This is a genomic window from Planctomycetota bacterium (assembly GCA_016207825.1).
In the GTDB taxonomy this organism is placed as follows: domain Bacteria; phylum Planctomycetota; class MHYJ01; order JACQXL01; family JACQZI01; genus JACQZI01.
On sequence record JACQZI010000025.1, the window covers coordinates 1 to 12,190 of the forward strand.

Below are 12,190 nucleotides of genomic sequence, written 5' to 3' on the forward strand. Positions count from 1 at the left end.
ATTTTCCATCCAGATTTGGACTTCTATTTTGTTATCCGGGCAGGGGGTCGCAACGCCTGTAACGCCCTTATCTATCCGGAACTTCTTCCAGCGTGCTGTGCCGGAAATGGTATTTGCGTTAAACTTGACATAAGCGATAGACTGTCCCATTCTTACCGGCGTATTGCCGTTGGTCAACATCGTCCAGGCTGTAGTAGTAACATTAGTAAATCCCGGAATATCGTTTACGGTAATGGTGATTGTCTTGGAATTAAATAATGTTTTAGCCGTGGCGGTAAAGGTGACCGTGTAATTCCCGGATTGTGTATAAGAAGGCGTCCATGAAAATACGCCGCTGGTTGAGTTTAAAGTCGAGCCGGTTGGAGTTGCGGTCATGGTATACGTTATTGGGTCGCCGTCAGGGTCTGTGGCAGAAAGCGTAAAGGTTAACAACTGGTTTTCATTTATGCTCTTGTTTCCCGGCGAAGTAAGAACCGGGGATCTGTCATACGCTATATACCAATCGGATAGGGTCGGGGACTGGGAGTTATCCGTTGTCGAAAAATTAGCCCTGAGTTTTATGCCGATAATATTGGTAAATGCGGCTGGGTAGGTGGCTTTAAGGTCTGTGCCATAAGGTAAATTCGCCGCTAATACAGTATCATTTGATGAAGAAAGGACGTCTACGGTTAAAATCGTATTTGCCGGTGTCGTTTTGGTATAAGTCACGATTCCCCAGTAACCCACCCCAGCCGGGGCAATGGCGGCTGAGGTGTAACTGCCTGGCGATGCGAAACCAATAACTTTACAGCGATAGTAATCGGTAGTAGTGCCGCCTCTAAATCCATAGATAAAATCTCCTGAGCCGGTATAAACTAATGAGCCTCCGTCAGAGATGGTTCCCGGTGCTGCGGTCATTGTTACCCACGAATTACTTGAAATGGAATAACGATAGAAAGTGGTATTAAGCTCCCCTCTAAACGCATAGATATAATTTCCGCCAGCCGAGACTAATGCGCTACCATCATTAGCGATGGTTCCCGGCACCGCAGTCATTGTTGCCCATGAATTACCTGAGATGGAATAGCGATAGAAAGCGGTAGAAAGTTCACCTTTAAACGCGTAGATAAAATCTCCTGAACCGGGATAGGCTAATGCACCTCCATAACCAATGGTTCCCGGCGCCCCGGTCATTGTTGACCATGAATTGCCTGAAATGGAATAACGATAGAATATATCAGTTTGGTCACCTCTGAACCCATAGATAAAATTTCCGCCGGTCGAAACCAATGAACCACCCTCATTAATACCACCAGGTGCCGAGGCCTTTGTAGTCCATGAATTGCCCGAGATGGAATAACAATAAAAATTAACTTGACCACCACCTCTAAGCGCGTAGATAAAATCTCCTGAGCCGGGATAGGCTAATGCGCCTCCATAACCAATGGCTCCCGGAGGCTGTGCCATTGTTGACCATGAATTACCTGAAATAGAATAACGATAGAATTCACCAGTGACGCCACCTCTGAACCCATAGATAAAATCGCCGCCGGTAGATACCAATGCGCCGCCTTGGGAGATGTTTGCCGGCGCCGCGGCCATTGTTGACCAAGTAACAGAATCAAGCGCAGTTTTGCTTAAAATAACCTCAGCCGAGCCGGTGGTGGTCGTGGTATTGGAGAATGTGCCGGTGATAAAAGTGGTTTCGGACCAGGAATCCGCCCCGACTTGTCGGGGCGCAAATACTCCCGAAAGGAGAAGCCCAAGTAGGATTAACATCGGGATCCCGATGCGTTGCCACGTTAGATTCTTCATTCGGGACAATGACCAAATCCCAACGACCAAACAAATTACCAATGTTGCGCCGTACTGTTTTCGTGTTATCATGTTTTTCCTCCTCCTTTGCGCCTTAGCGGTTAATATCTGTATTTAATGTATAGCAAATATCGTGCCAAGATTTCGTGGGAATTGACGGAAAATGATAGGCTATCCAATATGTTTAACTAAAGGAGTTAGAACAAGACGACTTGTAAAAGCAAAATCAATATTTAGGCGATGGTGTGGACAAAATCCACACTGGTTACTTTTTGGTAACAATCTTTAAGCTAATGTTAAAGCGTTTTATCTTACGGTGTAAACCGGCACGGTCGCATCCTAATTGTTGGGCCGTTTGGGTTATATTACCATTACAACTTTTAATCGTTTCTATAATGGCGTTTCGTTCCATTTCTTTAAGGGTTAATACATCCTTAACTGTAGGGGCAGAGGCAGGCAGGCAGGTGCGGATTTGATCAGATAACATCGATTCTTCAATAAGTTTCACATCGGGATATAAAACGTATATTCGTTTTATTTCGTTTTCAAGCTCGCGGATATTGCCGGGCCAGGGGTAGGCGGAGAAGAGGGAAAGGGCGGAAGGAGAGACGAGAGATGAGGGACGACCATATTTTTGTAGAAAATGCTGGGCGAGGAGATGGATATCATCCTTTCGGTCGCGGAGGGGAGGAAGATTTATCACTATCGTATTGATACGGTAAAACAGGTATTCCCTGAAGAGTTTTCGCTTAACCATTTGTTCAATATCCTGATTGCTGGCAAAAATAAAGCGGGTGTCAACCGGAATAGGTTTTTGTCCACCCACCCTCCAGAGAAGTTTTTCTTCCAAAATACGCAAGAGCTTTTGCTGCATTGATGGGGACATATTGGCGATTTCATCTATAAACAATGTTCCGCCAGAAGTAAGCTCTATATAACCTTTTTTCTCTTCAATAGCGCCGGTAAAAGCCCCTTTGGTATGGCCGAAAAGGGTGCTTTCGATAAGTGTGTCAGGCATTGCTCCGCAATTAAAAGGAAGGTAGATTTTGTTTACACGACGGCTATTATTATGTATGGCGTTGGCAATAAGTTCTTTTCCGGTTCCTGTTTCTCCCTGGATTAAAACCGGCATATCCGTAGGAGAAATCTTTTCCATAAGATGATAAATTTCTTGCATTGCGGGAGAATTGCCAACAATGGTATATTTAGTAGCCGACTTTTCATAACGGGAAAGAAGGGTTTCAGTAAGAATGCGCGGGATACGGGATTCGCGATGCTGGGAGTTTGGCAATTGGCGGAAGAGTTGTTCAAATTCCTTGTTTTTTTCATAAAGCCAGGCTGCATCAAGTTTAGTTAAAAGTGGTTTTATCATCTTTTCCATAACCGAAGATTTTTCCGGAAGGTTATTCATCATATAGCATCTGCTTAACAGTAACGCCGATTCGCAGATAAACTCGTTCTTCTTCAAACGCCGGGCGTTTTTCAAGATATCCTGCAATATATAGATGGCGTTTTTTAAACGCCCTTCTGATAAATCAATTACTGCCAGATGCATATTAGCGGCAAGCATCCCATGAGGATAATTAACTTCATTGCTAATTCTGATGCATTCACGGAAAGATTGTTTTGCCTCGCTGTATTTTTCTATGGCTATTTGATATTCTCCTTTGAGATGATGATAATCTATTGAAAACAGCTGGTCGGCGGAAGTAGATGAAGATAATACCAGATAAGAAGCCATTTTTTCTTCCAGAATCTGGCGTGTTTTCTCCAGCTCGTTTTTTTCCAGATAACAATAGCCCAAGCTGATGAGAGTTTTTCGGTAGATCATCGGGGATATCCGACCGCCATGTTTTTGGAAGTATTGTTCTATTTTCTGGAGATGAATTAATGCTTGATTGGTGTTTTTAATGATACGGAGGATATCGCCTATTAACAGCAAGGGATAGGTTGTTTCAACCGGGGGCAACGAATGCCTTAAGGCAATTGAATATGCTTTGTAATAGCTATTCAATGCATTGGAGTATTCTGACAATCTATAATAAATAGAGCCTAATTTGCTATACAGAAAATATTCTTCGTTTGGTGAGCATGAGAGGGAAGAAAGTTTCTTTAGAGCAATTTCCCCGTATCGTTTGGCTTTAACCAAATCTTTTTTATCTAAGGCTGATTTGATGTTTTCCAGATAATTGGACAGATTCCCCCGTTTTGTCGGGGTCACTACAAGTAATGACTTTCGTTTCGGCATCGCGGGAATTATACAGAAAAAAGGAGTGGTTGTCAAGCCCCATTAGAAATTATTTTCTACATCCTTGTAGAGTTCATTGTAAAGTTTTTAACTTAATTATAGCCTAAATTTCTAACGGGGTAAAATTCAAATTTAATTACGCGTTTTTAATTTTAGTCATATTCCTTGTTAAGTTAACTCCAAATCTCCGTTGAGTAATCAGTTCCATCCTTTTAAAAAATAGGTGTTGTGGAGGCGGGAAGAGAATCTCGTCAAGGTGCAAGTTTCTTTGAAATAATTATTTCAGGCGACTTGGACGCGGTCACGGCCGGATTCCTTTGCCTTATAAAGCGCCGCATCCGCTGCCTTAAGGACCGCCTCGGCCGTAGTGCCGTGCTCCGGGTAAACAGACACCCCCAATGAAATCGTGATGCCATCAGATGATTTGTCGCCTTTCTGGGGATATAATTTTTTGAATTCTTCCCGCAGGTATTCGGCGCGCTGGCGGGTTGCCTCCAAAGTGGCATCAGGTATAATGAGCGTAAATTCCTCGCCCCCGTAACGACAGGCAATATCGCTTTCCCTGATATTTTCCCTGAGGAATTTGCCCATGTTTTGCATTAGATTATCTCCATAGGCGTGTCCAAACCGGTCGTTAAAATCCTTGAAGTGGTCTATATCCATCATAATAATACCGACCGGAGTGCCCTTGCGGCTGGCCCGGAGCAATTCGCGTTCCAGGGATTCTTCCATATAACGGCGGTTAAAAAGGCCGGTCAGATGGTCGCGGATGGAGAGGGCTTGCAGGCTTTCCCTCAATTTTAAGTTGCCCAGCGAGGGTCCTATCTGGGCAGCGATATTCGTTGCCATGTGCTTTTTTTGTTCCAGCCGGATAGCTTTATCTTTTGCCAGGTCGGAACGGGCGAATACGATGCTGAGTATGCCGGAGACCTCGCTCTGTAATATCAGCGGCACGCAGAAAAATATCCCGGATACATTTTTCCCGTGGCGGCATCCCGGAGTGCTTTCCGACACGTTCGTACTCAGATAGGGCCTTCCCATCCGGACTGCCCAGCACTCTTCCGGCGTAAACAGTTCATGGCCGGGCGCATTAGCGCCCCAGGTTATTACGGGTTCTGCCAGGTTGCGAGGTGTATCGAAAATATATAAAGCACCCGAGTTTTCCGGATACAACCGCTTGAGGAATTCGCCGATTACCTTGTAAGCTTCAGCGGTGGTCAGCGAGACCTGCAGTTTGGTATTCATCTCCGCCAGCAGGTTTATTTCGAAATTGTGCTGTTCCAGAATTTTAACCGAGTAATTGAGCTTTTCGTTTGTTTCATTAAGCGCCTTTTCCATTTCACGGCGCTGGGTGATATCACGCCCAAAGACAAAAAAACGCCCCCCGTCCTTAAGATAGTTGATAGAAAGTTCGAGTGTAAGAATTTTACCGGACTTGGAGCGGTGATGGACTTCAAACCTGCCCGAGCCGCGTTCCATTACTTCGTGGATGCTGCGGGTAATTTCATCCGGTGACTGGTAAACCTCCAAATTGCCGATAGACATCTTAAGCAGCTCATCGCGGGTGTATCCGATGAGTGAGCAATAACTTTCGTTTGCATCCAGGAACCGCCCTTCTCTATCGGTTACCCAAAACCCATCCAGCGCCGTCTGGAGGATAGTCCGGTATTCCATTGCCGCCTGCCGGCGCTGGCTGATGATGATGTTCAACGGGCGGAATATCAAAAAGTAAAGCATCGGGATAAGGACGATAACCAGCCAGACATGCCATGTCGTCAACTGAATCCAATCAGCCAGCGGTGTATACTTAATTGCGCCAAGCGCGACAAACTCGGCAATAAGTATGATTACGGCTGCGCGGACGATTGCCTTAACAGGTGGCTTAGTTTGGACGGCGTGATTTTCTTGTTCGTTCATATATAAAATGGATTTTATTATACAAACCCGGCTAAATTATTTTCGGATGCCATTATAAGCTAAAAAAGTATTTAGTCAATAAAAATATTCAGGGGTTTAGTCCGATAGAAAAAATAGTTGCTCAATTTTATCCGTTACCCAACGGCGTTTTGTATGCGCCCATCGGTTAATGGAGCGGATTTTGCTAAAGCCGGAAACTCCCTTATTATTAAATTAAGCAATTAGCCGCTTGTCAAATACCCTGCCAATTATTTCAAAACTGTCTCATTAACAACCATATTTAACAAGATGTTTAATTTATATTAATGAGACAGTAATAAAAACGGCTAAATATGGTTTTTATGCTTGTTTTATGCGCTAAACCCATATAAAACGCTATTTGGCCGTTTATAAAGTGTTTCATTAGGTGTTTTTTTATAGAAACATCCCGAAATGCTTAACCAGATGGCGTTTATTTCTAACGACTTTATTTTCAAGCAGTTAAAGATGTAAATAAGGTTTTATCATAAGTTGGCACGGTATTTGCTTATATACATAATAAATAGGTAACCATTCGCTAATGTGATAGGCGTATGGAAGGCCTGATTAGTTTTATAGTGAAGGAAAGGAGGGGATAATAGCAGTTAACGGGATAACCAAAGTAAACAAAGTTAAATAGAGGCCTTTATCTTGGCCTCAAAATATGGAGGAATGAATATGAGGAAAGGGATAGTAATGCTGGTAATTGCCCTGGTAACTTTCGCAATGGGATGCTCCCAGACAATGTATGAATCAAAGCCGGATAAAACCAAAACGGAAAAGCCCGTCATGAAACCTGATATGATGCAAAAAAAGGCCGCGGATAAGGTCACACCCCATACTATCAAGGCTAATGAAATCGGCAAGGAAGTAATCTGCACGGTCATGAAGGTCCCCTGCACGGTTGACGAAAATACTCCGGCGCTGGAATACAAGGGCAAGGTCTATTATTTCTGCTGCAACAATTGTCCGAAGATGTTCATGGAAGATCCGGATAAATATGCGGTAAAAACAGAAGTTACCCCCCACGCAATCACGGCTGATGAAATCGGCAAGGAAGTAACCTGCCCGGTCATGAAGGTCCCCTGCACGGTTGATAAGAATACATCTGCCCTTGAATACAAAGGCAAGGTTTATTATTTCTGCTGCAACAATTGCCCGAAAAGGTTCATGGAAGACCCGGATAAATATGCGGCACAATCTGAAATCAAAGCGCATTTCATCAGTGATGAAGAAGTGGGCAAAGAAGTGAGGTGCACGGTTATGGGCGGGACGTTCAAGGTGGAGAAAGATACCCCGGCACTGGAATACAAAGGCAAGGTCTATTATTTCTGTTGTTACAATTGCCCGGAGAAGTTTAAGGAAAATCCGGATAAATACGCAATCGAATCACAGGTTAAGGCGCATTTCATCAGCGATGAAGAAATCGGCAAAGAAGTAATCTGCCCGGTTATGAAAGGGACTTTCACAGTGGATAAGGAAACCCCGGCCCTTGAATACAAAGGCAAGGTTTATTATTTCTGCTGCTACAACTGCCCGAAAAAGTTCATCGCAGACCCGGATAAATATGCGTCAAAAGATTAATGAACAAAATGAAAGTGATTGATTTAACTTAATCTCGTTTGATAATAATGAAAGGAAATGAAAGAATGGCAGTGAAAACAACATGCTTACTATTGCTTTTAGGAACGATTTGCCTGTTTAGTTATTCGGCATTTGCCGAGGATGATTTCAAGCCGTCGATGAAATTCACGAACTCACGCTTCTCCGCCGGATATATAGATTCCGAGAGGAACGGCAGTTATTCGGCCGGCTCCTATTACATGCCCGATGCAAGATTGGAATTCAATTGGCTAATGAGCCCTGATGCAACCGTTCATGTCAGGATGAACCTGAACAACGCCAAGTTTACCGGAATGTGCTGTTTTTACGTAGAGTTGCGTAACCTGGCGGCTAATATTTCGCCGTCGTTGAAAGACAGCGCGTTTAACCCGTCCATTTGTCTCGGACAGTTTAAAATGGATTTCGGGGAGGAAAATTTCTCCAATGACCCGACCAACGGAGTGCTCATTTCCAATTCAGCGGCAAATATTGCCGGCATGGACGAAGGTTTGAATATAAACCAGGTGCTGCCTAAAGAAACGCTCGGGTTTCCCGCCAGATGGTCTTTGAGCTTTCATAACGGCAATACCACAGCCGCCGGCGGCGATAATACCCAGTCCAAGGCGGTTATTTTGAAACTATCCGCCCTTCCCTTGACGGCATTGTACGTTTCCGGCAGTTACTATAATTCCGGCGACTTAGGTGTGCAGGATGCGGCTTTAGGGTGTGGCGGTTTGGTCACCCGCCCGACGAACGCCACGGAATGGACGCGCAATATCTGGGAAGTTGATTTGCGCTATGATATCGAGCCGGGCAGTCAGTCTGACCATAAGCAAAGCAGGAGCAGCTGTTGTGCGGAGATAAATAGCAGCGGGATTTTACCCGGCCCGCCGGCTTTTTCGGATAGCAAGGCCTTTGTCAGGCTGGCTTACGGCAAATTTACCGACGACGGCAAAGACAGGCTTGCGCCGGTTCTCAAAGTAACCGAGCGGGAAGGTTCTTATTATTACCTGGAAGGATGTTATAACGCCACCAAGAAGGTATACCTGGGTGCCCGTTATAGTTTCATCGGGTTTGATAAGTCGGATATGTTTGCTTCGCTTAACGGTGTTAATGCCAATGACTATACCAGGATCTCGGCTGGTCCGGGCTATCGGTTATCCAAAAATACCCACATTAAGGCAGAGTATTCCGTTGATTCTGAAAAGATGCCGACCGGAGTGTCTGAACCCAAGAATAATCAGATTGCGATTTTATTTACAACCTTGTTTGATTAGGAAAGGATACCCCGTATGAAGAGAATGAAATGGGGCTGCATTGATATGATGCGCCTGGCCATGGCGGTTATTATGGTGTTGAGCATCATCGTCACTGGATGCTCCGCCGCTTCGGCAAATAAAGAAGTTGTTGACCAAGGCGCGGGAAACCAAACCCCGTCCGAAGAATTAAAGGATTTGCTTAATCGGGGCATTGCCCGGGAGCTGAGGGTTTCCATCCAGTATATGTGGCAGCATATCATCTGCAACGATGCGGAAAGCCAGGAGTTCCAGAACGAACTAAGGTCGATTGCCGTCAACGAAATGGGCCATGCAAAAGCCATTGCCGAACGGTTGTATGCTTTGGGCGGCGTTCCGACGACCAAGTCCGAAGATGTTACTGTCGGAAGCAGCCTTAAAGAGATGTTTGAAAACGACAAAAGGGAAGAAGCCGGTGCGCTTAAATTATACACGAGAACAATCGAACTTGCCGGCAAACTGGGCGATGAAATAACCGTTCGATTATTCAGGAAAATCCTGCAGGATGAACAGGAGCATTACGACACCTTCAGCGCCTTTTTGGAAAAGGTAAAGTAAAACTCCATCCCCCCGGCATTAATGCCGGGGGGATGGTGCTCCCTTAAAATATCGGATAAAACAGCCATCCGTTTACTTCTTATAATACCAATTTCTGCGCGTACATTTCGTATTTAACTGTCTCACTTAATACTAAGTTTCATTTATATTAAAAGAGACAGTTTGGGCTTCATGATTTAATGCGCTTTCACCCTAATATCCTGTAATTGTTGATGTTATACCATCCCTTTCTATATGGATTAGATTAAGCAGTTTCATTAAGAATTATTAGATGATACGGAGTGATAACTTCTGCTTAAGCAGTATCCTTATGCAATCTCTTTATTCTTAAGGTGTTAGGCATACCGGAAATATTTATGTTTTGGTTGGCACGATATTTGCTTATAAAGATAAATGTTATTACGGCGTAATGCCGGTGTGGTAGATTTTAATGAAAGGGGGTGAAAAGAGATGGGAAAATGTTCTGCTAAATCATTTCCAAAGGGGCAGATGATGAATGTCCGTGCCGATGTTGGTAGCGCCGCAGGGAAGCTCTGGCAATATCTTTCCAAAAACGGCGTATCCAGCCTTGAGGACTTAAGCTGCCAGGCTGATATTGACTGCGATTTAGCCAAGCTGGCGGTTGGTTGGTTAGCCAGGGAAGATAAGGTTTGCCTTAGCCGGGATAAGAACGATACGTATATCCGGTTATCCGATTCCGAAGTAAGGGTATAAATTTAAATCATTATTACGGGAAATGGGGGAGTAAGATATACCCGGCGGTATGAAGGATGGTATTGAAGGAGAATTGCCCAAAATATGGATAAAAATGGCAAAAGGATACAAACACCGCAATATCATCTGATCATTCCCTTAGGGGACCCGGGATATCTTTTCCCCTTTCCCGAAAATGAATCCTTATTTTAACCGGAATCGTAAGAGCCAAGAGATTAATAATATTTTATAAGGAGGATTAAATATGTGCCAGATATGCGGTTGTACTCCATGTAAGAAATGCGGAAAGCCTATTGAAAACGGAGTTTGCAGCGGGTGCGGCAAGAAATCTGATGATTGTAACTGCAAAACCCAAACCGTTTCAGGTTTTTTGGAACAGGTCCGAAAACACCTGAATAAATGGAGGAATTTTCCGGTGCCGTGAACCCTTTTTAGCCGGGAAAGATGGCGGATAATTGTTTATTAAGCCGGATTTTTCATTTGGATGAAAGTGGCTGCGAAGGCGACAGGATTAATAAAGAAAAGGAGAATTGTTGCCGAAACTTGGTAGAAAAGCCAAGATTAAAAACAGACTATAGCCGGGTGAATAAATGAAACCTTGTAGCTTCTGCAGAAACATTTTGGATAACATCGCCAACGGCGTATATGTCGTAGATAATAATCTACACATCAGGTATTGGAACAGGATTATGGAGAAGATTACCGGCATAAAATCGCACGAAATAACCGGATATCCCTGTGAGCATAGGAAATTCTTTTATTATGACCGGAGCGGGGGACATCCCTGTACTCCTGAAAAATGTATTTTAGTGAATGCCATAAAATATGGTATCGCCGAGGAAAAGGATTTTTATCTCCACCATAAAGACGGATTCCAGGTGCCCGTTTCCCTGCGGGCTACGCCCCTTAGAAACGCGCACAACCAAGTCGTAGGAGCCGTCGGGATGTCCTGCGTTAATCTATATAAGATGGCTGGCATTCGGTATGCCACCGAGCAGGAACTAATGGCTTATATTGACCCGGTTACCCGCATAGGCAATCGCCGCTATGTTGAAATGAATGTCCAACGGAGATTGGAAGAATTATGCCGTTATTCTTGGAGTTTTGGCATACTGTTTATTGACCTGGACCATTTCAAGAAAATCAATGATTTATACGGCCATGATACCGGCGACGAAGTGCTTAAGAGTATGTCCAGTGTGCTTCAGCGTAATTTAAGGTCTTATGATGGGGTGGGACGCTGGGGCGGAGAAGAATTTATTGCCACCGTTCAGGGGGTTAAGGCGAATATGCTTTCTATCGTGGCGAACCGATTGCGTCAAACCATTGAAAGAAATAAGGTTATTGTAGGCGTGCATAATATCAAATGCACCATTTCTCTCGGCGCAACTCTGGGCAAAACCACCGATACAGTGGATGGTCTCCTGACAAGAGCAGATGGATTAATGTACCATAGCAAGAAATCAGGTCGTAATTGCGTGTCTACGGAAAAATTATGTTAAGCGGATGCGATAGATGATTAACAGGATAAGAAAAGTGCTAAAAAACGGCTCTAAAAAGAGTCCCTGCCAGAGGGGATTCCTTGAATTCGCCGGGTTGTCCGGAACGAAAAATTATGATTGAGCAACCTGTGGAGCAGGGAATAGATATTACTACACAACGGCAGGATGGAATCGTTGAAGTTATAATGAAGGGATACATAGACGCTTATACATATACAGATGTTGAAAAAACCTTTAATCGCCTCGTTGAAGAAAAGGTTTCTAAAGTGATTTTGGATATGTCTAAGGTGAAATTTTTAGGGGCGGTTGGGGCGGGGCTTCTTATAACTTTATTAACCGGGATAGAAGAAAATAAAGGAAAAGTAGTAATATTAAAACCCTCCTCCGAAGTAAAAGAAGTATTGGACTTAGTCGGGTTGAGCGCTGTTTTTCCCATAGCTAATGACAATGTAACGGCGTGGAAATCTGTTTTGTCCGCATGATGTTATTGTGATTGTTAGGATAATTGTCTGGTTATACGAAAGGTTTAATGAATGAATATT

The 12,190-nt window shown here is 44.0% G+C and carries 10 protein-coding genes; 7 read left to right on the forward strand and 3 right to left on the reverse strand.

From position 1 onward, the window contains the following. The 3 genes from HY811_09225 to HY811_09235 all read right to left on the reverse strand — a co-directional run. The coding region (locus HY811_09225) for a putative Ig domain-containing protein (protein MBI4834980.1) at positions 1-1,866 on the reverse strand (1,866 nt) is incomplete at its 3' end. A 193-nt stretch (positions 1,867-2,059) separates the two neighbouring features. Continuing rightward, positions 2,060-4,042, reverse strand: a complete 1,983-nt coding sequence (locus HY811_09230) for a sigma 54-interacting transcriptional regulator (GenBank protein MBI4834981.1) — start codon at positions 4,040-4,042, stop codon at positions 2,060-2,062. Positions 4,043-4,324: 282 nt separating this feature from the next. Continuing rightward, positions 4,325-5,959, reverse strand: a complete 1,635-nt coding sequence (locus HY811_09235; protein MBI4834982.1) for a diguanylate cyclase — start codon at positions 5,957-5,959, stop codon at positions 4,325-4,327. A gap of 696 nt (positions 5,960-6,655) precedes the next feature. Here HY811_09235 and HY811_09240 point away from each other — a divergent pair. The 7 genes from HY811_09240 (at position 6,656) to HY811_09270 (ending at position 12,130) form a co-directional block, all read left to right on the forward strand. After that, entirely contained in the window at positions 6,656-7,561 is a 906-nt protein-coding gene (locus HY811_09240; protein MBI4834983.1) for a YHS domain-containing protein, read from the forward strand. 65 nt (positions 7,562-7,626) lie between these two features. Beyond that, positions 7,627-8,856, forward strand: coding sequence for a hypothetical protein (locus HY811_09245; GenBank protein MBI4834984.1), 1,230 nt, complete (start codon positions 7,627-7,629; stop codon positions 8,854-8,856). Positions 8,857-8,928: 72 nt separating this feature from the next. Next, entirely contained in the window at positions 8,929-9,432 is a 504-nt protein-coding gene (locus tag HY811_09250) for a ferritin-like domain-containing protein (protein ID MBI4834985.1), read from the forward strand. A 450-nt stretch (positions 9,433-9,882) separates the two neighbouring features. Beyond that, on the forward strand, positions 9,883-10,146 hold the full coding sequence (locus HY811_09255; GenBank protein MBI4834986.1) for a winged helix-turn-helix domain-containing protein: 264 nt from the start codon (positions 9,883-9,885) through the stop codon (positions 10,144-10,146). A gap of 244 nt (positions 10,147-10,390) precedes the next feature. Then, complete coding sequence (locus HY811_09260) at positions 10,391-10,570, forward strand: hypothetical protein (protein ID MBI4834987.1); 180 nt, start codon at positions 10,391-10,393, stop codon at positions 10,568-10,570. Between the two features lie 166 nt (positions 10,571-10,736). Further along, positions 10,737-11,648, forward strand: a complete 912-nt coding sequence (locus HY811_09265) for a diguanylate cyclase (GenBank protein MBI4834988.1) — start codon at positions 10,737-10,739, stop codon at positions 11,646-11,648. 113 nt (positions 11,649-11,761) lie between these two features. Then, on the forward strand, positions 11,762-12,130 hold the full coding sequence (locus tag HY811_09270; GenBank protein ID MBI4834989.1) for an STAS domain-containing protein: 369 nt from the start codon (positions 11,762-11,764) through the stop codon (positions 12,128-12,130). The last annotated feature ends 60 nt before the right edge of the window (positions 12,131-12,190 follow it).